Annotated in this window: 20 protein-coding genes; 10 read left to right on the forward strand and 10 right to left on the reverse strand. The window is 67.5% G+C overall.

From position 1 onward, the window contains the following. The first annotated feature begins 129 nt into the window (after window positions 1-129). Window positions 130-879, forward strand: a complete 750-nt coding sequence (gene fnr, locus ABIC50_RS10515) for a fumarate/nitrate reduction transcriptional regulator Fnr (protein WP_126226341.1) — start codon at window positions 130-132, stop codon at window positions 877-879. Window positions 880-947: 68 nt separating this feature from the next. Here the strand turns inward: fnr and ABIC50_RS10520 are convergent, their stop codons facing one another. Continuing rightward, window positions 948-1,841 carry a LysR family transcriptional regulator ArgP gene (locus tag ABIC50_RS10520; protein ID WP_011659943.1) on the reverse strand — a complete coding sequence of 298 codons (894 nt, stop codon included), beginning with the start codon at window positions 1,839-1,841 and terminating at the stop codon, window positions 948-950. 106 nt (window positions 1,842-1,947) lie between these two features. Here ABIC50_RS10520 and ABIC50_RS10525 point away from each other — a divergent pair, with 106 nt between their 5' ends. Together ABIC50_RS10525 and ABIC50_RS10530 are read left to right on the forward strand one after the other, a co-directional pair. After that, the gene (locus tag ABIC50_RS10525; protein WP_105833562.1) at window positions 1,948-2,568 is read left to right on the forward strand and encodes a LysE/ArgO family amino acid transporter; all 621 of its coding nucleotides are present in this window, start codon (window positions 1,948-1,950) and stop codon (window positions 2,566-2,568) included. Window positions 2,569-2,942: 374 nt separating this feature from the next. Then, window positions 2,943-3,890, forward strand: a complete 948-nt coding sequence (locus tag ABIC50_RS10530; RefSeq protein ID WP_011659941.1) for an aldo/keto reductase — start codon at window positions 2,943-2,945, stop codon at window positions 3,888-3,890. 235 nt (window positions 3,891-4,125) lie between these two features. On the opposite strand, the gene ABIC50_RS10535 is transcribed toward ABIC50_RS10530, so the two are convergent. Continuing rightward, window positions 4,126-5,091, reverse strand: a complete 966-nt coding sequence (locus tag ABIC50_RS10535; protein WP_354163591.1) for a helix-turn-helix domain-containing protein — start codon at window positions 5,089-5,091, stop codon at window positions 4,126-4,128. Window positions 5,092-5,278: 187 nt separating this feature from the next. Here ABIC50_RS10535 and ABIC50_RS10540 point away from each other — a divergent pair, with 187 nt between their 5' ends. The 5 genes from ABIC50_RS10540 (at window position 5,279) to ABIC50_RS10560 (ending at window position 10,252) form a co-directional block, all read left to right on the forward strand. Further along, the gene (locus tag ABIC50_RS10540; protein ID WP_126226333.1) at window positions 5,279-5,812 is read left to right on the forward strand and encodes a 2,4'-dihydroxyacetophenone dioxygenase family protein; all 534 of its coding nucleotides are present in this window, start codon (window positions 5,279-5,281) and stop codon (window positions 5,810-5,812) included. Window positions 5,813-5,830: 18 nt separating this feature from the next. Next, window positions 5,831-7,132 (forward strand): MFS transporter, encoded by a 1,302-nt coding sequence (locus ABIC50_RS10545; RefSeq protein WP_354163593.1) that lies wholly within the window; start codon window positions 5,831-5,833, stop codon window positions 7,130-7,132. Window position 7,133: 1 nt separating this feature from the next. Beyond that, on the forward strand, window positions 7,134-8,255 hold the full coding sequence (locus tag ABIC50_RS10550) for a 2,3-butanediol dehydrogenase (RefSeq protein ID WP_354163595.1): 1,122 nt from the start codon (window positions 7,134-7,136) through the stop codon (window positions 8,253-8,255). After that, window positions 8,233-8,955 carry an SDR family NAD(P)-dependent oxidoreductase gene (locus tag ABIC50_RS10555; RefSeq protein WP_354163597.1) on the forward strand — a complete coding sequence of 241 codons (723 nt, stop codon included), beginning with the start codon at window positions 8,233-8,235 and terminating at the stop codon, window positions 8,953-8,955. Before ABIC50_RS10550 ends, ABIC50_RS10555 begins: the two co-directional genes overlap by 23 nt. 205 nt (window positions 8,956-9,160) lie before the next feature. Beyond that, window positions 9,161-10,252 (forward strand): porin, encoded by a 1,092-nt coding sequence (locus tag ABIC50_RS10560; RefSeq protein WP_354163599.1) that lies wholly within the window; start codon window positions 9,161-9,163, stop codon window positions 10,250-10,252. Between the two features lie 69 nt (window positions 10,253-10,321). Here ABIC50_RS10560 and ABIC50_RS10565 read toward each other — a convergent pair whose 3' ends face one another. From ABIC50_RS10565 to ABIC50_RS10575, 3 genes are read right to left on the reverse strand one after another with little or no spacing between them, the layout of a single operon-like run. Next, window positions 10,322-11,809, reverse strand: a complete 1,488-nt coding sequence (locus tag ABIC50_RS10565; RefSeq protein ID WP_354163601.1) for an NAD-dependent phenylacetaldehyde dehydrogenase — start codon at window positions 11,807-11,809, stop codon at window positions 10,322-10,324. 41 nt (window positions 11,810-11,850) lie between these two features. Further along, window positions 11,851-12,444, reverse strand: coding sequence for a GMC family oxidoreductase (locus ABIC50_RS10570; RefSeq protein ID WP_354163603.1), 594 nt, complete (start codon window positions 12,442-12,444; stop codon window positions 11,851-11,853). A gap of 36 nt (window positions 12,445-12,480) precedes the next feature. Then, a complete protein-coding gene (locus tag ABIC50_RS10575) occupies window positions 12,481-13,449 on the reverse strand; it encodes a GMC family oxidoreductase (protein ID WP_354163605.1) in 969 nt (322 codons plus the stop codon). 386 nt (window positions 13,450-13,835) lie between these two features. On the opposite strand from ABIC50_RS10575, the gene ABIC50_RS10580 reads away from it, so the two are divergent. Both ABIC50_RS10580 and ABIC50_RS10585 read left to right on the forward strand, forming a co-directional pair. After that, on the forward strand, window positions 13,836-14,786 hold the full coding sequence (locus tag ABIC50_RS10580; protein WP_354163607.1) for a helix-turn-helix domain-containing protein: 951 nt from the start codon (window positions 13,836-13,838) through the stop codon (window positions 14,784-14,786). Between the two features lie 519 nt (window positions 14,787-15,305). Then, entirely contained in the window at window positions 15,306-15,881 is a 576-nt protein-coding gene (locus ABIC50_RS10585; protein WP_354163609.1) for an AidA/PixA family protein, read from the forward strand. A 120-nt stretch (window positions 15,882-16,001) separates the two neighbouring features. Here the strand turns inward: ABIC50_RS10585 and ABIC50_RS10590 are convergent, their stop codons facing one another. The 5 genes from ABIC50_RS10590 to ABIC50_RS10610 form a co-directional block, all read right to left on the reverse strand. Next, entirely contained in the window at window positions 16,002-18,239 is a 2,238-nt protein-coding gene (locus tag ABIC50_RS10590) for a TOMM precursor leader peptide-binding protein (protein WP_354163611.1), read from the reverse strand. Window positions 18,240-18,331: 92 nt separating this feature from the next. Continuing rightward, window positions 18,332-18,694, reverse strand: a complete 363-nt coding sequence (locus ABIC50_RS10595) for a BMA_0021/BMA_0022 family TOMM bacteriocin (RefSeq protein WP_126226323.1) — start codon at window positions 18,692-18,694, stop codon at window positions 18,332-18,334. Window positions 18,695-18,710: 16 nt separating this feature from the next. Continuing rightward, the gene (locus tag ABIC50_RS10600; protein ID WP_175656997.1) at window positions 18,711-19,055 is read right to left on the reverse strand and encodes a BMA_0021/BMA_0022 family TOMM bacteriocin; all 345 of its coding nucleotides are present in this window, start codon (window positions 19,053-19,055) and stop codon (window positions 18,711-18,713) included. A gap of 33 nt (window positions 19,056-19,088) precedes the next feature. Further along, entirely contained in the window at window positions 19,089-23,138 is a 4,050-nt protein-coding gene (locus ABIC50_RS10605; RefSeq protein WP_354163613.1) for a TOMM system kinase/cyclase fusion protein, read from the reverse strand. Next, window positions 23,135-24,136 (reverse strand): FHA domain-containing protein, encoded by a 1,002-nt coding sequence (locus ABIC50_RS10610; RefSeq protein WP_212051689.1) that lies wholly within the window; start codon window positions 24,134-24,136, stop codon window positions 23,135-23,137. Before ABIC50_RS10610 ends, ABIC50_RS10605 begins: the two co-directional genes overlap by 4 nt. Between the last annotated feature and the right edge of the window lie 340 nt (window positions 24,137-24,476).

Consider the following 24,476-nt stretch of genomic DNA (forward strand, 5'->3'; position numbering starts at 1 on the left):
TGCATGCCGTGCCAGCATGCCGCTACGATGCCTGCGGCATGCGCGCGCGGTCGCGACGTTTTGTCACCCGACGGCGGCAACTTGCGGTGGGACAATGATTTCATCGATTCAACGCCGGAGTAAACGATCATGCTGACGCCCGTCGCCACACGCCCCGCGGCCCCGTTCCATGCAGGCAGCCGGGCGGCTCCCCGCCAGGCCCCGCACTGCTCGTCGTGCGCCATGCGGCATCTGTGCATGCCGCAGGGCCTCGCACCCGAAGCGCTCAGCCGCCTCGAGTCGGTCATCTGCGCGGCGCGGCCGGTCAAGCGCGGCGAAGCGCTGTTCCGCGAAGGCGACACGTTCGACAACCTGTACGCCGTGCGTTCGGGTTCGCTGAAAACCGTCGCCACGCGCCACGACGGCCGTGAACAGGTCACCGGCCTGCACTTGGCGGGCGAAGCGCTCGGCCTCGACGGCATCTGCGACGATACCCACCCGCGCACCGCGGTCGCGCTGGAAGACAGCTCGGTCTGCGTGATTCCGTACAGCGCGCTCAAGTCGCTCTGCTCGGAGGCCGGCACGATGCAGCTGCGCATGCACAAGCTGATGAGCGAGCAGATCGTGCGCGAAACGTCGCAAACCATGCTGCTCGGTTCGCTGAACGCGGAAGAACGCGTGGCCGCGTTCCTGCTCGACGTGTCGGCACGCTATCTGAAGCGCGGCTATTCGCCGTCGGAATTCAACCTGCGGATGACGCGCGAAGACATCGGCAGCTATCTCGGCATGACACTCGAAACGGTCAGCCGCACGCTGTCGAAGTTCCAGAAGCGCGGCCTGATCGAAATGCAGGGCCGCCTCGTGCAGATCGTCGATTTCGACGGCCTTCATCACGTCTGACCCCGCGCGGCGCGCGACCTGCGCGCCGCCGCCCGCTTCTCGCGCCCCTCTCACCTCTCCCGCTTCGATCAGTCGAGAAACAGCGCGGCACGCGTCTTGAGCGCCGCGCTGAAGTCGTCGAGCCAGCCGATCGACAGGCGCCAGCTCTGCCAGTACAGCTCGATATCGACGGTCCGCCCGCGCGACATGTCGACCAGTTCGCCCGCCGCCAGCTGGCGATCGACCATCCGGTCCGGGCACATTCCCCATCCGAGCCCCGTTTCGCATGCGCGCAGATAGCCCGCCACGTGCGGGATCCAGTGTTGCGGCGGATCGAGATCCGCACGCGTCACGCGCCGGATGAAGCGCGCCTGCAGGCCGTCCTTCGGATTGAACATCACGCACGGCGCGCGGCGCAGCGCATCGCGCGTGATGCCCGCGCCGAAATAGCGGTCGTAAAACGCCGGCGAACACACCGCGCGATAGCGGATGCGCCCGAGCCGCGTCGACCGGCATCCCTGGATCGGCTCGGCCTGCGCGGTCACCGCGCCCTGCACGCTGCCGTCGCGAATGCGCGCGGCCGTATGGTCCTGGTCGTCGATCACGAGGTCGAGCAAGGTCTCGCGCTCGGTACAGAAGGGCCCGACCGCGTCGATGAACCAGGTCGCGACGCTGTCGTCGTTGACGGCCACGCGCAATGTCGGCCACGCGCTCGCGATCTGGCCCGGCAACGCGGGCATCCGGCCGCCCAGTTCGGCCTCGAGCAACTGCACGCGTTCCGTATGCCGGCATAGAAGCGCGCCGGACGTCGTCGCGACGCACGGCTGCCCGCGCTTGACGAGCACGCTGCCGACGCGCTCCTCCAGCAGCTTCACGCGCTGCGATACCGCCGACGGCGTGACGTTCAGCTCCTTGGCCGCCCGTTCGAATGAACCGTGCCGGATCACCGCGGCCAGGGCGTCGAGCAACGCGTAGTCGAGCATTAGATTTCCTTAATCAGCATTAGGTGAATTAGCTTCCCTTATGTTTCGGCTGACCGCAGACTAGCGCCAACTGATTCCCCCGTCTACGGCTTCACCTTTCCCCATCATGAACTGGATCGCTTTTTCCCACGGCGCCGCCCTGTGCGGGTCGCTCATCGTCACCATCGGCGCGCAGAATGCATTCGTGCTCCGGCAAGGCATCATGCGCTCGCATGTCGGCAAGATCGTGCTGCTGTGCGCGCTGTCCGACATGATCCTGATCGGCGCGGGCGTCGGCGGCGCGTCGGTGCTCGTCGAACGCTATCCGACCTTCGTCCACGTGGTGCTGTACGTCGGCCTCGCCTATCTCGCATGGTTCGGCTTCAACGCGCTGCGCCGGGCGTTCAAGCCTGGACACGAAACGCTCGACGTGCGCGGCGACGCCGTCGCGCCGCCGCCGCAGAGCACGGTCGCGATCGTGCTGATGACGCTCGCGTTCACGTGGCTCAACCCCCACGTTTATCTCGATACGTTCCTGCTGATCGGCACGGCCGGTGCGCGCGAGCCGGAAGGCGCGCGCCTCGCGTTCGCGATCGGCGCGATGGCGGTCAGCCTCGTGTGGTTCCTCGGGCTCGGATACGGGGCGCGACTGCTCGCGCCGTGGTTTCGCAAGGCCGTTGCATGGCGCGTGCTGGATGGCGCGATCGGCAGCATGGTGCTGTTTCTCGCGGCCGTGCAGTTGCGGTGACGCTTGATGATTGACCGATCGCGGGCGGCCACTAGCCGCCCGTGTTTCGTTCCGCTCCGATGCTGCGTCACAGAACGCCGGTTTCCACCCGCCTCTCGACCGTCCGCTGCCGCGCCCAACTACGGCAAAATTCGGTTCCCGATCGAACGCAGTCGCACGGATGGTGCACATAGCGGATGATTCGTCCGTCATCCGCCGCAAGTCCTCCGTCACCGCGGCCGCGTGATCGCTGCACGATCCCGGTCGATGCGCGAGAATATTCGAGCATCCCGCGACAACGGCGAAAGCGCGTCGCCCCTCCGCCATCCCGTCGCATTCAACTCGACCGGTCCCGCCGTTCAATCCCGTTCACCCCGCAGCATCAGGAGAGCAACATGGCACTACGCACCCTCGGCACGTCGGACATCCAGGTTTCCCCGCTCGCCTTCGGCGGCAACGTCTTCGGCTGGACCGTCGACGAGAACGCATCGTTTGCGCTGCTCGACGCGCTGGCCGACACCGGCATCAACTTCATCGACACGGCCGACGTCTATTCGGCCTGGGCGCCCGGCAACAGCGGCGGCGAATCGGAAACAATCATCGGCAAGTGGCTCAAGCGCTCCGGCAAGCGCGACCAGGTCGTGATCGCGACCAAGGTCGGCCTGCTCGAGGCGCGCGCGGGCCTGTCGAAGGACAACATTCTGAAGGCCGCCGACGATTCGCTGCGCCGCCTGCAGACCGACTACATCGACCTGTATTTCTCGCACCGCGATCTCGCCGACACGGCCCCGCTCGAGGAAACGCTCGCCGCCTACCAGACGCTGATCGACGCGGGCAAGGTGCGCATCATCGGCGCGTCGAACTACAGCGGCGCGCGCCTGCGCGAAGCCGCCGACATCAGCAAGCGCGACGGCCTGCCGGCTTACCAGGTGATCCAGCCGGAATACAACCTGATCGACCGCGCCGAATACGAGCACGATCTCGAACCGGTCGTGCGCGATCTCAAACTCGGCGTCGTCAACTACTACGCACTCGCGAGCGGCTTCCTGTCGGGCAAGTACCGCAGCGAGGCCGACTTGAAGAAGAGCGTGCGCGGCGATCGCGTCGCCGGCTATCTCGATGCGCGCGGCCTGCGCATTCTCGCGGCACTCGACGACGTGTCGGCGAAGCACGGCACGCAACCGGCCGCGATCGCGCTCGCATGGCAGATCGCGCGGCCGACGATCACCGCGCCGATCGCGAGCGCGACGTCGCTGTCGCAGCTCGCGCTGCTCGGCGAAGCGATCCGCGTGAAGCTCGATGACGAAGATATCCGCAAGATCGACGAGGCCAGCGCGGTGTGAGGGCGTTTGCGGCCGGGCGGCGACTTGGACCGCGGAGTTCGCGGTTCAACGGATCGACGGATTGCGGATCTGCGATGCGTCCGCTATCCGTCGGCGATGCCGCGCATCGTGTCAGGCAACAGGCGACAAGCGACAATCAACACGAACACGCTGCCGCCCCCCGCCACGACGAAAACACAATAAAAACGAAAACGGCGCATGAACCACGCGCCGCTTCAACACCGGCTCCACTGTTTCAACAAGCGTTACGCAGCGCCATCGGCGACGCACCGTAGCGTTCGCGAATCGCACGGCTGAAGTGCGCCTGGCTGGAGAACCCCCAGCGAAACGCGATCTCGCCGATGCTCGTCTTGCGCAGGCGCGCATCGACCAGTTCGCGATGCGCATGCGACAGCCGCTCGGACCAGATGTGCTGCGTGATCGAGTCGCCTTCGGCGGCAAAGAGCCGGCTCAGATGCCGCAACGACAGCCCGACCGCATCGGCGACCGCCTGCGGCCCGAGCTCCGGGTCGCCGAGATGCGTCGCGATGTATTGCTTCGCGGTCAACAGGTACGACAGCGACGCGCGCGATGCGCCCGCGCCGTTCACTTCCGCGTCGATGAGCTCCGCGACCAGCGTGCGCGTATGTTCGACGAAGCGGGCTGAGTCCTCCTCGACCGGATCCCTCATGAACCGCTCGACGCTCGCGCGCAGCGTCGCGCCGAGCATCGCGCCCGCGCCCGGTTTCGGCGCGATCCGCAGCGGCAGCGCCGTCAGCGCCGCGTCGAAGCGGTCGTCGAACGTGGTGATCGGAATGTCCACCAGCAGCTGCCGCATCGGCGTCAGGAATCCGAACAGATAGGGCACGCGCGTGTCGTACACGACGACATCGCCGGCTTCCGCGAGCAGGCACCGGTCGCGCTGGATGAAATACGCGCGACCGCTCAGGATCTGGCACGCGAACAGCGACTCCTTCGGCAGTTGACGCACCAGCGCGGGGCTGCGCTCGATCACGTGATCGCGGCCGCTGATGTCGGCGACGCCGAGCCCCGGCAGCGCGAGATCGGTTTTCTCGGCCTCGAGCCCGGCCGGCGACAGCGACGAGCAGCGCAGGCCGACCAGCGTCGCGGCGTTGAATGCATCCCAGTACGCCATCCGGTCGCGCGCCGGCACGTCGGCCGTCGAGCCTCGCGTGCATGAAAGAACGGTCGAATTCGTCACGTCGCCTCCTGGAGTCGCCTGTCGTGCGGAGCGGCACGGATTGGGGGATGGTGCGCAGCGTTATTGGTGCAGTGCGGTGCGGCGCGATGTCCGGCCCGATCAAGCAATTCGTCCAGCCCAGTCAAGAGCGCCGCGCACCGGCTGGCTAAAGTCGACCCCACGACATCCAACGACAAGGAGACACAACGTGGTCGACAAAGCCGTATCCGAATTCTGGCAAAACATCGCGCCGATTGCCAATCCGTTCAAGCCCGATGCGCTGCCGGAAGCCTACATCCCGAACGCGGCCAGCGACGACGAGCGCCTTTACGTTCCGTTCACCGAAACGGTTTCATCGCGGCCGCTATGGATCTCGCCGTCGCAGAACAAGTGGTGCGACATCCTGATGGCGAAGGAAGCAGGGCTCGTGAACCGCCACTATCACCCGCACGAGGTGTTCGCTTACACGCTGTCGGGCAAGTGGGGATACCTGGAGCATGAATGGACCGCGACGCGCGGCGATTTCGTGTATGAAACGCCCGGCGAAGGCCATACGCTCGTCGCGTTCGATCATCCGGAGCCGATGCGCGCGTTCTTCATCGTCAAGGGCCCGCTGATCTGGCTCGACGACGAAGGCAACCCCGACGGCTACTTCGACGTGCATTCGTACATCGCGATGTGCAAGGCTCATTACGAGAAGGTCGGCCTCGGCGCACAAGCGGTCGAGAAGCTGTTTCGCTGACGCGCGACGAGGCCGCTCATGACATTCCATCCCTCTTCCAAACCGGCATGGACGTATGAGAACAGGCTGCTCCTGATCCTGTTCATGACGTTCGGCTTCGTGTTCTTCGACCGCCTCGCGCTGTCGTTCCTGTTTCCGTTCATGTCGGCCGAGCTGCATCTGTCGAATACGCAGCTCGGCATGGTGTCGTCCGCGCTCGCGCTCACGTGGGCGCTGTCGGGTGCCGCGACCGGCGCTTGGTCCGATGCGCGCGGCACGCGCAAGCCGCTGCTGATCGCCGCGGTGCTCGGCTTTTCCGTGTGCTCGGCGCTGTCGGGGCTCGTCGGCGGCTTCGCGAGCCTGATCGCGTTCCGCGCGCTGATGGGCATCGCCGAAGGGCCCGTGCTGCCGCTGTCGCAATCGCTGATGGTCGAGAGCTCGACGCCGAGCCGCCGCGGACTGAACATGGGCCTGCTGCAGGGCTCGGCCGCCGGCCTGCTCGGCGCGATGATCGGCCCGCCGGTCGTGATCGGCATCGCGACCGCCTACGGCTGGCGCGAGGCGTTCTACGTCTCGTGCATTCCGGGCTTCCTGATCGCGTTCTGCATCTGGCGCTGGGTGCGTGAAGTGCCGCCCGGCGGCGTACGGCATGCACAGGCCGTCGGCGCCGGCGCGCCGGCCGCGAGCGGCGCGGCGATCAACCGCTGGGCGCTGTTGAAGGAACGCAACATCCTGCTCTGCGTGCTGATCAGCTGCTTCTTCCTCACGTGGTTCGTCGTGATCATCTCGTTCGCGCCGGTCTTCCTCGTGGAAAGCCGGCATCTGTCGCCGGCCGACATGGGCATCGTGATGACCTGCCTCGGCGCCGCGTGGGTGTTCTGGGGCTTCGCGGTGCCGGCGATCTCCGATCGCATCGGCCGCAAGCCGACGATGATCGCGTTCGCGCTGGTCGCGGCCGTGTGCCCGGTCGTGATGATCCATGTCGGCTCGGTCTGGGCGCTCGGCGCACTCGTGTTCGCCACGTACACGGGCCTCGGCTGCTTCACGCTGTTCATGGCGACGATCCCGGCCGAAACCGTGCCGCCCCGCGCGATCGCCAGCGCGCTCGGCCTCATCATGGGCGCGGGCGAGTTGATCGGCGGCTTCGTCGCGCCGACCGTCGCGGGCTTCACGGCCGACAGGTACGGCCTGCAGTTCGCGATGTGGACGTCGGCCGCCGGCGCGATTCTCGCGTGCGTGCTGTCGTTCGGCCTCGTCGAAACCGCGCCCGCCGTGCTGCGCAAGCGCGCGCTCGCCGGCGCCACCACCCGTCTCGATACCCAGAACCTCGGAGGACGCTGACATGCGTGCACTTCAATGGCACGGCCCGCGCGACATCCGCGTGGGCGATCTCGACACGCCGCGCGCCGGGCCTGGTGAGGTCCGCATCGCGGTCGCGTATTGCGGCATCTGCGGCAGCGACCTGCACGAATATGCGGACGGCCCGCACGCGATTCCGGTCGACACGCCGCATCCGCTGTCCGGCCGCACCGCACCGCTCACGCTCGGTCACGAGTTCTGCGGCACCGTCGTCGAAGTGGGCGCGGGCGTGACGACGCTGACCCCGGGCGACCGCGTCGCGGTCGAGCCCGAGTATCACTGCCACCAGTGCGCGTACTGCCGCTCGGGCTCGTACAACCTGTGCGTATCGATGGGCTTCGCCGGCCTGATGGGCGACGGCGGGATGGCCGACTTCGCGGTCGTGCCGGCCTACATGCTGCATCGGCTCCCCGACGACGTCAGTCTCGAGCAGGCCGCGGTGATGGAGCCGGCGGCCGTCGCGCTGCATGCGCTGCGGCGCGGCGAGCTGCGGCTCGGCGACACCTGCGCGGTGTTCGGGCTCGGGCCGATCGGCCTGTTGCTGATCATGCTCGCGAAGCTGCAGGGCGCGACGACCATCGTCGCGGTCGACGTGTCGCCCGAGCGGCTTGCCGCGGCCGCGCGCTTCGGCGCGACGCACGCGTTCGACGCGCGCTCGCTCGACGCGCCAGTGCTGCGCGACGCGATCCGCGAAGCGGCGGGCGGGCTCGGTGTCGACGTAAGCTTCGAGGCGGCCGGCCTGCCGGCCACGTTCGAGGCCGCGATGCAGGGGCTGCGCAAGGGCGGCCGCCTCGTGATGGTCGGCCTGATGCCGCATGCGGGTTTCGATGCGTTCCGCGCGGTCAACGACGAGCTGACCTTCACGGCGAGCGTCGGCTACCGGCACGTGTACGAAGATCTGCTGCGGCTGATCGGGTCGGGCGCGCTCGATCTCACGTCGATCGTCACGCGCACGGTCGCGCTCGACGATGCCGTCGCCGACGGCTTCGACGCGCTGCTCGCCGATCGCGCGCAGATCAAGATCCTGGTTGCGCCGCCGCGCAGGCATGCGCGCCGTCCTCACACCGTCGGGAGCATCGAGCATGAGCCGCCCCTGGTCGTTTGACGGCAAGACCGTCGTCGTGACGGGCGGCACGTCGGGTATCGGCGCGCGCACCGCGTGGCGTTTCGCGGAAGCGGGCGCGTCGGTGGTCGCGCTCGGGCTCGAGGCCGCCGGCCCGCATGCGCCGGTGCATCCGGGCATCCGCTGCGTGGAACTCGACGTGACCGACGGCGAAACATTGACGCGCAGGATCCGCGCGCTGCCGCGCGTCGATGCGCTCGTCAATGGCGTCGGCATCAGCCGGCACGCCGACGAGTACAGGCTGGACCAGTTCGAGCTGGTGCTGAACGTGAACCTGACGTCGGTGATGCGGGCATCCGACGCCGCGCTGCCGGCGCTGTCGGTGAGCGGCGGCAGCATCGTCAATGTCGCGTCGATGTACACGTACTTCGGCAGCAAGGACCGCCCGGCCTACAGCGCGAGCAAGGGCGGCATCGCGCAGCTCACGCGCTCGCTCGCGCAGGCGTGGGCCGAGCGCGGCATCCGCGTGAACGCGGTGGCGCCCGGCTGGATCGATACGCCGCTCAGCAGCGCGCTGATGGCCGACACGCACGCGTCGCGGCGGATTCTCGAGCGCACGCCGCTCGCGCGCTGGGGCACGGCCGACGAAGTCGCGGAAGTGATCCTGTTCCTGTGCTCGCCCGGCGCGTCGTTCGTCACCGGCTCGATCGTGCCGGTGGACGGCGGGTATTCGACGGTATAGCGGCCGGCGCACGCGGGCATCGGCGCATGCGCCACGCGCCGGTGCCCGCGTGCGCGATCCAGCTCCGATCCGGTTCCGATTCGATCGCGTTCCCGTTCCCGGCACGACCGAATCGGCACTCAAACGATTCACTCCCTTCATATCAATCAGTAGTCCCATCAAAAATATTCCGGCAAGACCGGAAACATGTGAGGAGCATTTGGAGATGACGAAAAAGACCCTGCTGGCCCTCGCGGCCTGCACGATCCCGGCCGCGGCCTTCGCGCAGAGCAGCGTGACGATGTTCGGGCTGCTGGATGCCGGCATCAGCTATGTCAGCAACGAAGGCGGCCACGGCAACGCGAAATTCGACGACAACATATTCTTCCCGAACCTGCTCGGCTTCGAGGGCAAGGAGGATCTCGGCGCCGGCACGCGCGCGATCTTCCGGCTCGTCAATCAATTCTCGCTCGCGAACGGCTCGATGATCGGCGGCGGGTTGTTCGCGCGCACGGCCTATGTCGGGCTGCAGAACGATCGCTACGGCACGCTGACGCTCGGCAACCAGTACGAGTTCATGGTCGATTCGCTGGCCGCGAGCGGCAACGAGATCGCACAGGATCTCGTCGGACTGTACGGCTTTCGCAACGGGCCGTTCGACACGCTCGCGCTGCCGAACAACCCGACCGGCGCCTTCGACTGGGACCGCGTCGCGGGCAGCAATCGCGTCGCGAATTCGGTCAAGTACACGAGCGCGTCGATCGCGGGCCTGACCTTCGGCGCGCTGTACGGCTTCGGGAACGTCGCGGGGTCGGTCGGCGCGAACAATACGGTCAGCGTCGGTGCGAGCTTCGACAACGGCCCGTTCGGCGCGGGCGCGGCCTATACGAACCAGAAGTACGGCGCGGCGGATGGGCGGCCGGCCACCACCGTGCGCAACTGGGGCGCCGGCGCGCACTACACGCTCGGCACGGTCACGGCGAAGGCGCTGTTCACGACCGTGCACAACGCGTGGAATGGTGCGGGCGTGTGGTCGGCGGAGGCCGGCGCCGCCTGGCATCCGTCGCCGGTCTGGGTGATCGGCGCGAGCTACACGTACATGAAGGGCAACGACACGCTCGAGAACGCGCATGCGCACCAGCTCCTGGCCGCCGTCCAGTACTGGCTGTCGAAACGCACGATGGTGTACGTCGCGGGCGTGCATCAGCGCGCGAGCCACGGCAGCCACGCGCAGATCAACGGTGTGATGGACGCGAACGGCGCGTCGAGCGGCGCGCTGCAATCGGTCGCGCGGATCGGGTTCAGTACGCGGTTCTGAGCGGCAGCCGCGTGCGACTGAAACGCCCGCCCGGTTCTGCCCGGGCGGGTTGCGCGGGACGCGGCTTCGTCAGAAGCGAATGGTCACCGCTTTCGGCTCGGTATAGGCGTCGATGAACGACGAACCATATTCGCGGCCGACGCCGGACCCCTTCGCTCCGCCGAATGGAACGGCCGGGTCGACCAGCGTATGCATGTTCACCCACACGGTGCCGGCTTCGATGCGCGGCACGTAGCGCAGCGCCTTCGACAGATCGTTCGTCCACAGGCTCGCGGTCAACCCGAACGGCGTGTCGTTCATCATCGCGATCAGCTCTTCCTCGTCGTCGAACGGCACGAACGCGCCGACCGGCCCGAAGATCTCCTTGCGGTACGAAGCCGATTCCAGCGAACGCGGCAGCACGATCGTCGGCTTCACGTAGAAGCCGTCGCGCGCGTACGCGCCGCCGCCGGTGACGATCGTGTCGCCTTCCGCGCGCGCAAGCTCGAACGCGTCGACGAACTTGCGGAACTGCGGTTCGTTGCAGACGGGGCCGATCATCCCGGCGTCGTCCATCGGATCGGCCGGCTGGAAGCCGTCCAGGCGCGCCTTCATCTTTTCGACCACCTCGTCGAACTTCGAACGATGCACGAAGAAGCGTTCGGCCGACGCGCACACTTGCCCGCTATGCAGGAACCCGGCTTCGACGATGCCATCGAGAATCTTGTCGACCGGTGTATCGGCCAGGAATGCCGCCGCGTTCTTGCCGCCCAGCTCGAGCGTGAAGCGCGTGAAGTTCGCGTTGACGGCTTGCTCGCCGATGATGCGACCGGTCGGCACCGAACCCGTGAACGATACCTTCGCCACGCGCGGATCGCGGATCACCTTCGCGCCGACCTGACCAGTGCCGTTGATCACGTTGAGCGTGCCCGGGGGCAAACCGGCTTCGGTCGCCAGCTCTGCGATACGCAGCATCGTAAGCGGCGTGAACTCCGACGACTTGATGAGCACCGTGTTGCCGGTCGCGAGCGCCGCGCCGAATTTCCACACCGGGATCATCACCGGGAAATTCCACGGAATGATCCCGAACACGACGCCCAGCGGCTCGCGCAGCGTGAACGACGTGTAGCGCTCGCCGTTCATGCTGGGAAACGACGGGGCGAGCGTTTCGCCCGCGATCTTCGTGGCCCAGCCCGCGTAATAGCGCAGCCAGCGTGCAGACCAGCCGACCTCGATCACGCGCGACAGCGCGATCAGCTTGCCCGACTGCGCGGTTTCGATCTGCGCGATCTCTTCGCCATGGGCTTCGATCAGGTCCGCGAAGCGCAGCAGGATGCGCTCGCGATCGGCCGGCGTCAGGTTGGCCCACTCGCCGCGGAACGCGCGATGCGACGACGCGAGCGCGGCTTCGACATCGTCGTCGGTCGCCTGAGCGACCGAGCCGATCACCGCGCGCGTCGCCGGATCGCGCACGTCGATCCGTTCGCCGCGGCCGGCCACCGCGCGGCCGTCGATGTAATGACCGTGTTCGCGCGCGAGAAACGCGCTGACTTCGTCCAGCATCCGAACCAGTGCCATCTGTATTCCTCCGGAAATCCCATTGAGTGTGAAAGGCCCGATCAGGCCGCGTGGGCGATCAGGTCCGACGCCTTTTCGGCGAGTGCGATGGTCGGCGCGTTCGTGTTGCCGCTCGGGATGCTCGGCATCGTCGAGCTGTCGGCCACGCGCAGCCCCGCGATACCGTGCACGCGCAGTTGCGGATCGACGACGGACGACGCCGCCTCCGTGCCCATCCGACAGGTGCCGACCGGGTGATAGACCGTCTTCGCCGCGCCGCGCACCCAGTCCTCGATCGCCGCGTCGTCGTCGGGCGGACAGTCCGGCGAGAAAATCTCGTCGACGTGCTCCGCGAGCGCCGGCTGGCGCAGGATCTTCAGCGCGAGCTTCGCCGCCCGGATCTGGCCGTCGACGTCGCGGCGGTCGGCCAGATAGCGGCCGTCGATGCGCGGCAGCTCCTGCGGGTTCGACGAGCGGATCGTCACGCGGCCGCGCGAATACGGTTGCAGATGGCCGGTCTTGATCGTGATGCCGTGCGTGCGACCCGCCGTCACGCCGATCGGATCGTCGAACGAGTCGATCGTCGGCAGGAAGTGGAACTGCACGTCCGGCTGCCCCTGGCCGCAGGTATCGACGAACGCGAACCCTTCGAGCACCGGCGACGTCAGGATCCCGGAGCGGAACCACTTCCACTAGATGCCGTGCTTCAGCGCGCGCCAGCCCTTGTCCTGGCCGTAGAGCGACACCGGCGTGCGGATCGTCGCATTGACCGACATGTGCATGTGATCGTGGAAGTTCTCGCCCACCGGCAGCACGTGCCTGACTTGCACGCCGGCATCCTCGAGCACCTTTCGCGGCCCGATGCCGGACAACTGCAGGATCTTCGGCGAGCCGATCGCGCCGGCCGACACGATGATTTCGGCCCGCGCGCGCGCCGTCACGCGACGGTTGCCCTGCCGATACGTGACGCCGGTCGCGCGGCCGCCTTCGATTTCCACGCGTTCGACCAGCGCATCGACTTCGAGGCTGAATTCCGGACGGTTGCGGATCGCGCTCAGGTAGGTCGCCGCCGTGGAGCCGCGCTCGCCGTTGAAGATCGTCGCCTGATAGAACCCGACGCCCTGCTGCCGCTCGCCGTTGTAGTCGACCAGGTAGTCGAGCCCCATCTGCTGGCCCGCGCGCACGAACGCCTGCGACAGCGGATGGCGATAGCGGATCTCCGTGACCTGCAGATGCCCGTTGTTGCCGTGATAGGGCGCCGTCAGCGATTCGTTGTTCTCGGCCTTCGCGAAGTAGCGCAGCATGTCGTCCGCGCCCCAGCCCTTGCAGCCGAACTCCGTCTCCCAGCGGTCGTAGTCGTTGCGGTGCCCGCGCACGTACAGCATTCCGTTGACGGAGCTGGAGCCGCCGAGCACGCGCCCCTGCGGCACCGCGATCGAGCGGCCCTTCACGTCGTCCGACGGCTCGGCCGCATACGGCCACGTGTAGCGCGGAATCGCCTTCGCCAGCCCGCCCGGCATGTGGATGAACAGATCCTTGTCGTGGCCGCCCGCTTCCAGCAGCAGCACGGTGCCGAGGCCGCGCTCGACGAGATGGGTCGCGATCGTGCAGCCCGCCGAGCCGGCGCCTATGACGATGTAATCGAAAGTTCTATCGGACATCCTGGTATGCGCCCGCTGTCGTGCGCGCGACGTTCACCGGCGCGTGCTGCCGCCGCATGCGTCCGTCGCCCGGCCTTCGGCGGCGTCTCCTTGAAAATCGGTGGTTGTTTTTCATGGCACGAGCCAGCCCGTGCGATTCGACAGGACAGCTTGCCGACCGCTTTCCGATTCTAGGGATGCGCCGCCGGCGCCGTTCGGCGTTGCGTGCACACTTTTGGCTTCAGCGTGCAGATCGATGGCGTCGCGCGCCGGCGGCCCGGGAGAACGTGGAGAAACCACGATTGACGCCGCAGGGCAGCGCTGCCGACAATGGCGGCGTCTGAACGCGCGTCCCGGTCGTTTGCATTAACCTTGACGCGTTCCCCGGCCCTCTCCCTCTTCCGGCAATGGCACACGAACTCGTCGTCGACGCCAGCAACAGCAGCACGAATCTGCGCGACCTGATCGCGGACAGCTTCCTGCCGCTGGTCTTTCACGACACCGGCTCGCAGTTCCGGATGTCGGTGCGGGTCGCGACGGTGGGCGGCCTGCGGATGGCGGAGGTCGACACCACCGCGATCCGCGTCGATCGCGACCGCTCGCTCGCGTCGCGCGCGGACAGCGACTGCTACAAGATCCTGTTCCAGATCGCCGGACAAAGCCGCGTCACGCAGCGCAGCGCGACGTCGATCGTCAATCCGGGCGAGTGGGTGATCTACGATGCGACGCAGCCGTACATGATCGAATCGACGAACGCGTCACGCTTCGTCGCCGCGCTGACGCCGCCGAGAAGCGGCACAATGTGGCGCTGGTTCGTCGAGCGTGCGGGCGTGCAGGTGCGCCGGACCGTCGGCAATGCGCAACTGGCCCTTCAATCGATCCATTACCTGATGGACGGGCAGGTGCCGAACGATCCGGAAAGTCTGTTCGGCTTCGAGCAGTCGACGCTGATGCTGCTCGATTCGGTGATTCGACGCGAGGCGAGCGATTCGCTGACCGGCGCGGATGCGCGCAGCGCTGCGCTGCGCATGAACGCGGAAATCTACCTGTCGCATCACTACAGTGATCCTGATTTGTCGCCGGACAAGCTGGCGAGCGCGCTGAACGTGTCGCGGCGCACGCTGTATAGCGCGCTGGCCGCATCCGAGCGGACACCGCAGAGCCTGATTCAAGAGTATCGGCTGCAGGCGAGCCGGCGCGCGCTGGAAGATCCGGCCGATACCAATCGCACGCTGCTGGAACTCGCGATCGCGTGCGGGTTTTCCGACATCACGCATTTCGGGCGAGCGTTCAAGGCACGGTTCGGGTGTAGCCCGGGGGTGTATCGGGATGCGTATCGGAGTGCTCCGAGCGAGTGATGTAATCCGTATGGTGCGATTGCGCTGACGTGTCGGGCGGATCGCAGCGTCCTGCTTGCTGCAAGGCTTTTCGCAGCCCCCCCAACAAGCCGAATATTTCCGCGAATCCGGATCGCCCGACGACGAAGGCGCGGCGCCGGTTCGGGTCGCCGCTTTCATCCCGCTCGACGGCGACTACCACGCCTCTGCTCCCCTCATGTCCTGCCGGCCTTCGAGCTCGCAGCGTGTCGATCGACATCGGCAGATCCCGGAGTACGAAGCATCGACATATCCGGCCCACTGCACGACGCGGGTTCCGGCGACGCTCGGACATCCGTGCACCGGATGCAGGATTCACACGCACGCGTGCTGTAAGCGTGTGTAATCGATTCGCGGATCGATCCTTCGTACGCTGTCGATACTCTTCCGCGCGCCGCCGTCTCCGCAAGCGCCGCTTCGCAGGATGGGAGAGATGCAGATGCCACGGGCGTCGTCACTCAGCAGAGTGTTTTTCAACGAGAAAGCGTGAAAGGAACTGCCATGCCCAAGAACTTGGATATCTTCAAAATCGTCGATGTGCTGATCGCGTTCGATGTCGACGAGATCCTGAAGAGCAACAACAACTCGCTCAGCCAGCATCCGGGCCAGCCGACGTCGCTCGGCAACAATCCCGATACCGTCTACATGATCACCACGCTGGCGAATGCGGCGTACGGCTTCGGCCAGGGCACGACGTCGGGACAGAACGAGGGCGAAGGCGGCAGCAATTTGCGGATCAAGGCCCAGGTCGACGACGTGATCCGCTGGCGTACCGTGTCGCTGACCGGCACGGCCGAATACAAGTGCTTCTTGTATGACTTCGTTCCGAAGACCGCCAATCTGCTCGGCTACGTTTCGTACCTCACCGACAACAGCACGGAGCCCTATCCGGCGCGGGGCTGGCCCGATAACAACACCGTGAACGAGGAAGCACGCGCGGACTACTACGCGAAAGCGACCGTGCTCTGCCCCGGCAACAACGAAACGTATTCGTTCGTCGCCGCCATTTACGACCGGCACGCGCAACTGAAGGGCTACGTCACCTGGGATGCGTACCTCACCATCATCAGCCAGTAATGCCGAACGGGCACCTCGACATGGCCGGGGCATGATCCGCACGCGGTGCCCGGCGGCACCGGGCGGGCCGAATCGGTCCGCCCGGCGCGTTCCGCCGCCGCTGACGCGCCCGCGGTCATGTCACAGAAACAGCAGCGCGGGATTCAGCTCCGTTTCATCGCACGGCTGCGCACGCCAACCGCGTTCGACCGGCACCGAATACAGCCGTCGCGCGCCGAACCGCGGCCAGAAATGACACAGCCCCGGCGCGATGACCTGCACCACGGACAAGCCGATGTCGGGCCGCGTCTTGTCGACGACGAGCACGTCCATGCCGGCCGCCGCAATGCGCCCGGTGCAATGCGCGAGCGCCGCCGGTAACGACGCGGCCTCGACCGGTTCCCACGTCGAACGCGTCGTCGCGCGCGCGCCCGCCGCCGGATACAGAAATCCGGTGGCCGGGAGCGTGTCGCGGTCCCACGGATGCGGCGCATCCGCGGCGACATCGAGCAACTGGTTGACTTCGGTCAGTGCCCGCTGCACCGCGATCCGGCCGTCCGGATGACAGCCGAAACCGATCGAGAAGCGCCCGTCTTGCGGATTTTCCGCGAGCGCGGCCACGGTCGGCACCGCGAGATCGGTCGTGATGTCGAGCGCCCACAAACGCCACCCGAGCGTCGCGTATTCACGCACGAGCGCATCGAAATACGGGTCGTCGAAACTCGCGAGATCGATGCCGGGGCGTGCAAGCCGGTTGTACCACCAGATCGCGACCGCATCGCGCTCGATCAACTCGAGCATGCCTTGCAGAATCGCTTCGTCGATGCTCGAACCCGCCGCGCAGCCGTTCGGGTTGTGCACGCACGCGGCCGGCGCCTGCGCACTGTCCGGCGTTTCCGCATAACAGTAGCTCAGCGGTACGAGGCGGCGCCGGCCACTCACGAGCGACCATGCAGGTGTCCAGTCGATCACGTCGCGCGACGTGAAGCGCGGTGGCACCTGCTTGCGGACATCGCGCGTCAATGCATTGATCGCGTCGCGCGCATCGAATTGCCGTTCGCTGAACTGCTGAAGCTCGTTCACGTGGATGGGCTCGGCGTCGCAAGCCGGATCGGCGAGCAGGCTTTCCATGCTGCCGGTCAACCTCGCCTCGTCGCCCTGATACACGCTGCTGTATCGTTCGAGCGCTTCGCATAGCGCGCTCACGCGGGCTTGCTCGTCGGTACGGCCCTTGCCGGAGCAGATCCTGTCGAACCGGTTGCTGCCCGGCACGGCGGCCGGGCACACGAGAAAGCCCGACGCATAGACCTTGCGCAGCCCCGCGTGCCGCTTCGGCATCGGATGCAGATAAGCAAGTGCGCCGCTGACCGGCGAGATCAGATGCGCGTGACGCTCGAACACCTGTTGCGGATCGGTGGTCCGATAGCCGCCGTCGGCGTGCGTCAACGGCACCTGCGCGGCGAGACGCGGCGCACGCGCCGCCTGCTCGCGCATCCATGCGGGATTGCCGCAGCACGGGCATTGCGGACGCCTGATCACGCGGTGCCGTTCGACGGTCAACGTATCGATACGCTGCGCCACGAGATGCGTTTGCGAACGCTCCGCTATCGCGCGGTTGACCGCGATCTGCTCGATCGTCGCTGCAACGAGCGCCGCGGCGGCAGCGGCGCCGGCGCGCGACACGGCCGGCGGCAGTCGCGTTGCCGCGCTGCCGTGATGGCGCGCAAGCAGCGCCTCGACCGGCCGGTTGACGCGAATCCAGTAGCGCACGCATTCGATGCATGGCGCATCGGCCAGCGCGCCGCCGCCGGCCAGCAACGGCCCGATCAGCGTCTGCACGCCGCCGGCCGCCACGACGAGCAATGCACCGCCGCGCGCCGTCACGCGAGCGGCACACGCGGCGAGATCGTCGCGGTCGTGCGTATCGGCGATCGCGACGGTCAGTTCGGCGTCCGGCACGATAGCGATGCCGGCCGTGTCGAGCGCGCGCCGGAGCGCCGCATCGTCGGCGCCGAATGCCTCGACCGCGACGCGTAGTTGGGCGACGCGCGCACAAGCCGCGTCGCCGTCGAGCCCGGCGCGCTCGAAGAAGCCGCGCGCCGCGTCGTCGTCGTGCGGCGGATCGGCGCGCACGTAGCCGCGGCGCATCAGGTGGTCGAGCCGCGCGAGCACGTCCCATTCGCCGAACGTGCCGGCAAGCGTCGTCACGATCTCGGCGGTCGTCATGCGCGCCCGCAGGCACGCGGCGATCCGCACGAAGATCGCGCCGGACAGCATCGTGCGCTTGAACTCGTCGACGACGAACAGGGTCTCGGGCCCCGCATCGAGCACGAGCAAATGCGGCTTGAAGCGCAACACGCGCGAAAGATCGTCGAGCATCGTCTGGTTCCGTGCGGCGGGTCGGAAAAACGTCGCGCGGCCCGGGCAACCAACCCGGGGCCGCGCGTGGGTACGCGGCTCGGCGCGCCAGGTCAGCAGCAGGTGAACAGGTAACACGGCCCCGCGTCGCAGTACGCCGCGAGCGCAACGGCCTCCTCGTCCAGGTTCGTCGGCTGCTCCGGTATGCCGACCGTCATCACGTTGCGCGGCAGGTTCCAGCTCCCGCCGCCCTTCCCGTCGCTCGTCCAGCCATGATCGCCGTGCGTCTTCTCGATCTCGATGTCGAGGATCCACGGACACTGGTAGCCGAAGTATTTCGCGAGCGTATCGAGCGGCTGGTCCAGCAGTTCGCGCTTGAAGGCCGGGTCCCGCCATGAAAGCGCGATCGCACGCAGATAGACCTTCTGAAACTCCAGCATCGATTCGAGCGTCGGATTAGCGTTGTCCTTTGCCATGTCGGTTTCCCCGAGGTCATTCCATGATGGTGATGTGGTTCGCGTTGTACGCGGCCAGCGCCTGCGCGAATTGCGCCTCGTCCGCCGGTGCGGGCGGCAAATACAGGGTGAGCTTGTTTTTGTGGCCGGCTGTCCAGTCGCCGTTGACGGTCGGCGTCCACGCCGACGATTTGATCTGCACCTTCAGGTCGAGCTTGAACGGAAAGTGATAGTCGAAATGCTCGCGCAATGCGTTGACCGGATCGTTCTCGAGTTCGGCGAGAAATGCCGGCGAATGCCATGCGAGCGCGATCGCCCGGATGACGGTCGCGCGGTATTCGAGAAACTGATCGTACGTCGGTAATCGAAGATCCTTGCTCATCGGTCTGTTCTCCTGAATGACGAATGGAACTGCTTACGGCAACGGCTGCAACGTCGCTTCGGCGAGCCTGGCGATGCGGCTCATGCCCGCCGTCGTTGCAATTTCGACTGCGCGCCGGCACGCGTCCAGCGCGGCCACGCCGCCGCAGCGCGGATCGGCCCGGCGCAGATACTCGCACTCCTTCAGCAATAGCTGGGCTTCGTAATACCGTTCCCCGGTCGACTCGCACCATGCGAGGCATTGCCGGATCTGCGCGAGCGCGGCGCCGTAGTCGCCGCGCCCGGCATCCAGCTCGGCGAGCAGCGACGCGTAGTAGGTCAACCCGAGCAGGCCGCCCGACTGCCGCTGCGCATCCAGATGCGCGACGACGCCCGCGCGATCCTCCTGCGTCCACGCATGGATGATCGCGGCGTAGTGCCCGACCGCGCGCAGCCGGTGCGCCTCCGACAGGCGAAGCAGCGCTGCCGACAACGATTGCGCCGCGTCGCGATCGCCCGCGAGCTGGTACGTGCGTGCGAGGTACAGCATCGTGACGCCGAGCGTCGGCAGATGGTCGAGGCAGGTCGCGCAATACACGGCTTCGCGCGCCATCGCGAGCGAGGCCTGCGGGTCGTCGTCCATGCACCAGCGCACGCTCGCGAGCGATGCCATCGTCCATGCGCGCGTATCGAGCCCCAGGATGCGCCGGTGGCCCGCGTCGCGCCGCACGTCGTAACCGGCCAGCACCGCGTCGAACGCGGCGCGGGCGCGCGCATAGTGGCCGTCGACCCACAGGCTCATGCCGCGCATCGCGTCCGCCGCGACCTGAACGCCGGCATCGCCGCGCTCGGTCGCGAGCGCGTCGAGCCGCAGGCCGATCCCGCGCACGGTGGGACGATCGCCCGCGACGTGGTAGTAGGTCGACAGCGTCCATAACGCGCTGATCTCGAGTTCCGGATCGTCGAGCGTCTGCATTTGCCGCAGCAACTGCTCCGCATGCTCGCGCACCTGCGGATCCGCCCAGCCGAAGCGCGCCATCGTCGCGTGCGTCAACGTGGCGCGGATACGCGCACTGTCGTGCTCGCGTTGCGCGTAGTCGGCCGTGCCGAGCCATTCGAATACGGTCTGCCCGTAGCGGATCGCGTCGTCGTACCGCGAACGTTCGAGCGCGCGGCGCGCCGCATCGATGCCGTGGGCGATCGCCTCCGCCCAAGCGCCTGCGCGCGCGAAGTGCCCGGCGACGCCGAACGCATGCGCACCGGCGCCGCGATCGGCTTGCGCGATCAGCGCACGGCCGACGCGCGCGTGATTGCCGCGTCGCACGGCCGGCGGCATCGATTCATACGCGGCATCGCGAATCAGCGCATGGCGGAACGAATAGAACACGCGATCGCGCCGATGCTGCGCATACACGATCCGCTCTTCGAGCAGCAGCCGCAGATGCGCGTCGAGCGTGGCCCGATCGTGCGGCGATGCGTCGGCGAGCAATTGCGCATCCACCTCGAGCCCGATGGTCGCGGCGAGCTGCGCGGTGTCGCGCGCGCCGTCGATCCGGTCGAATGCAAGAGCGAGCATGCCGCCGAGACTGAGCGGAAGCGGATAAGGATCGGTTGCCCCCGGGGCCGCGGGCGAGCCGTCCGCGCCGCTCATCGTCAACTCGCGCGCGATGGCCTCGATAAACAGCGGGATACCCGCCGTGCGATCGGCAAGCTGGTCGAGCCACGCCGGATCGAACGCGCCCTGGCCCAGATGCGCCGACAACAGGCGCTGCGCGTCGTCGCGCGGCAGGCGGCGCAGCACCACGCGGTCGGTCGCGCCGCGCCAGCGAGCGAGCTTGTCGGGGCGCGACGTGAGCACGATGCACAGGGCCGCCGCGCGGGGCGAGCGCTGCAGATACGCGAGAAAGTCCTCGGTCGAGCGATCGATCCATTGAACGTCCTCGATCACGAGCAAGACCGGCGCGCCGTTGCCGAGCGACACGATCAGTTGCTCGAGGACGTCGAACAATGCGTGCTGCTCGCGCACGCTCGACCACAGGAGCCCCTTCGCATCGCAGGGCAGCCCCAGCCAGGTCGCGAGCGCGAGCCGGGCGGCCGCATGATCGCAATCGAGCGGCGCGATCATCGCGTCGATTGCCGCGAGCGCGATGCCGGGCGGGCTATCGGCATCGATATGCCAATGCGCGCCGATGAACCGCAGGACCGGAAACAGCGCGTGGTTCTCCCGCTCGGGCAGGCACCCGCAATGCGCGAACGCGTGGCCCCGGTCCCGAACGGCTTCGCACAGCGCGTGCACGAGCCGCGACTTGCCGAGCCCAGCCTCGCCGACGACGAGCCGCGGCACACCGTGCGGCGCCGGCTCGCCGCGCATCGCGCGACGAAGGCGCTCTTGCGTTTCCCGCCACGCGTGCAGCAGCGCGTCGAGCTCGCGCGCGCGGCCGACCATCGGCGCACGCATGCCGGCGTCGAGCGAATCGAACGGCGTATCGGCGTGCCGCTCGCCGAGCAACTCGTGAACCGGCTGCGGCGCGAGGCCCGCCCGCGCCAGCCGCAACGCGGTCGGCCGGAAATCGGCATGCCGTTCGAGCGCGAGCCGCGCATCGTCGCTGATCAGAATCTGTCCGGGCCCGGCCAGCCGCAGCAGCCGCGACGCCGCGGCGGGCGTCGAGCCGCCCGACATGTGCGACGCATGCGCGAGCGCCTGCCCGACGTGAATCGCGGCCGCCACTTCGACCCGCCAGCTGTCTCCTGCCCCGGCAACGCGGCCGCCGGCCGCCGCCGGCACCGGCAGCCGCGCACGCCCGGCTACCCGCACGATGTCGAGCGCCGCACGCACCGCGCGGCGCTCGGGCCGGTCGATATCGCCTTGCAGGCCGAAATGGAACAGCAGCGTGTCGCCGAGCCGTCCGCCTGCGTGCGCGCCGTAACCGACCGCGATATCGGCGCACTTCGTCAGCCACTGTTCCTCGTAGCTGTCGAGCGCATTGCCGTGCTCGGTGCCGGCATGGCGTTGCCGCCCCTCTCCGGCGATCGTCACGCAACAGCACAGCGTGGTGATCTGTCGGAACTCGCCGAGCGCGGCGATCGTCTCGCCATGCGGTGCAAGCGGGCGCGGAGGCATCGACCGGCCCGCGCGACCGGCATCGAACTGGCCGACGAGCGCAGCGAAGTTGAGCGCGCGAAACTGCGCCGCGAGCGCGTCGGCCGACGCGGCGCGCTGCTGCGGATTCTTGTTCAGTGCATGGCGCAGTACCGCGCCGAGCGGATGCGACGCGATCGATGGCGGGAGCGCGACATCCACCGGGCTCAGCTGCTGATAGAGGATGTCGGCCACGCTCGCGCCTTGCATGACGACATCGCCCGTCAGGCATTCGATCACGATCAGGCCCCACGCATAAAGATCGCTTGCGGGTGTCGGCGGCTCGTTGCGCAATTGCTCCGGCGCGCAATAGGGCGGCGAGCCGAGCACCTCGGTCGCCAGCGTCGCGGTGTCGCGCGCGACGTCGTCGGTGCCGGGCAGCAACGCACCGATGCCGAAATCGAGGAGCTTCGCGTGCGGCCCGTCATCGGCCATCGTGATCACGATGTTCTGCGGCTTCAGATCCCGATGCACGATGCCGCGCCGATGGGCGGCCGCGAGCGCGTCGAGCACCTCCGTCATCAGCCGCCCCGTGTCGACGGCCGACAGCGGCCCTTGCGCCGCGAGGCGGTCGCGCAAGGTCCTGCCCTGCACCAGTTCGAATACGGCGAACAGCCGCCCGTCGGGCGCTTGCCCCTGGTCGAGCAGGGCCACGATGTTCGGATGCCGCAACGCCTCGCACAGGCTCGTCTCGCGCCGGAAGCGCGCACGCCGGCGCGCGCGCTCCGCCGCGCTGAGCGCGGCATCGTCCCGCATCAGCTTGATCGCGACGTCTTGCCCCGTCTCGTCGCAGGTCGCGCGAAACACCACGCCGTTACCGCCTTCGCCGAGCAGCGCGCCGAGCCGGTAATGCCATTTGCCGGCAAGCGCCGCGAAAGGCGCGGCATGCTGATGCGGCGCAGCGGCGTCCGGCCCGGCTGGCGCGTGGAAGGCGGCTGGCAACACGGCCGGTTCGCGCGCGTTCACGGGCAATGGACAACCGGGGCCGGCGCCGCACGCTGCACGCCGAGACGCGGCCCGACGGCCGGCACCGACTGGCATTCGAGGTGCTCGCCGCGCATGACGCGGAATGCAAAATCGCCGAAACGGACGCTGCCGCGCCGGCGCTCGACGAGCTGGCGCGCGCCCAGCCCCGGCAACGCCGCGAACTGGCTCCGTGCGCGGTGAATCTGCACGTTGACATGGGACGTATCGGTGCCGAGCATGCGTGCCAGCCGGTCGAGTTCGATCCATCCTTGCGTGGCGGCGTCGTAGCCGGCCTGCATGTCGGCCGCGCGTGCGCGGGCGAGCGTGACGAGGCTGTAGTGATGGGCGCGCTCGCCCAGGTCGACCACGCCGCCGCGGACATGCAGCAGCATGTGCACATGCTCCTCGTTCCGGCTGACGAAGAATTCGAGCAATTGCGCCGGCGCGGCCGGATCGGCGGGTGCGGCGAGCATCACCGTGGAGCCGTGGCGCACGAGTGCGAGGCGCCACGCGAAGTCGCCGGTCGACACTTCATCGCCGTCGTGGAGCGCGCGCGGCGGCAACGTGTCGTCGCACAGCCATTCGCCGGCCGGCGAACGGACGATCGTGACCGGCTGCGCGGCCGGGGCAGGCAGGATCTGGCGCGGTGCGAGCACGATCGGGGCCGCGGCGCCTCGTATCGGCCATAGCGTATCGGCCGGGTCGTCGAGCGTATCGACACGCCACGGTGCAATGCCGGCCCTGCCGAACCGGATCACGTCGCCGCGCTGCAGCACCGCGTGCTCGCCGTCGCGCAACGCCACGCCCGATACCGACGTGCCGTTGCTGCTGTGATCGTGGAGCTCCCACAGCCCGCCGACCCAGCGGATATGGGCATGGACACGCGACACCGAGCCATCCCGGATGACCGTGTCGCAGCGCGCGTCGTCGCGGCCGAACACGTGATACGCGCGGAGCAGGCATGCTTCTCCGGAAGAATCATTCTTGAGTATCGCCATGGCCGCCCCGTGTCGGATTCGCCCGGATCGCTCGCTCGCGTGACGCATCGACGCGACCGGACAAGCGATTGATTCAATGATCGCGAACGGTGTGGGCCGTTCGCCGCCTCTTTACCCCATTTTTCTGGTCAGCTTCCTTTCCAATCGTTGCCCGGTGCGCCGCGCGGTATTTCGGTAAATTGAATTGTCGAGCGGTTTGTTGTTTTAAACTCGGACAACCTGATGAAAATCCTGCCAAATTAAATCACGCCTCGCAACCGGAATACCCGCGCGGGGGCTTTATATTGCAATGCTTCACATTTCGATGAATTTTCAGGGTCGTGGATAAAGGGTCGGAATT

It is taken from the genome of Burkholderia sp. 567 (assembly GCF_040545115.1).
Classification (GTDB): Bacteria; Pseudomonadota; Gammaproteobacteria; order Burkholderiales; family Burkholderiaceae; genus Burkholderia; species Burkholderia ambifaria.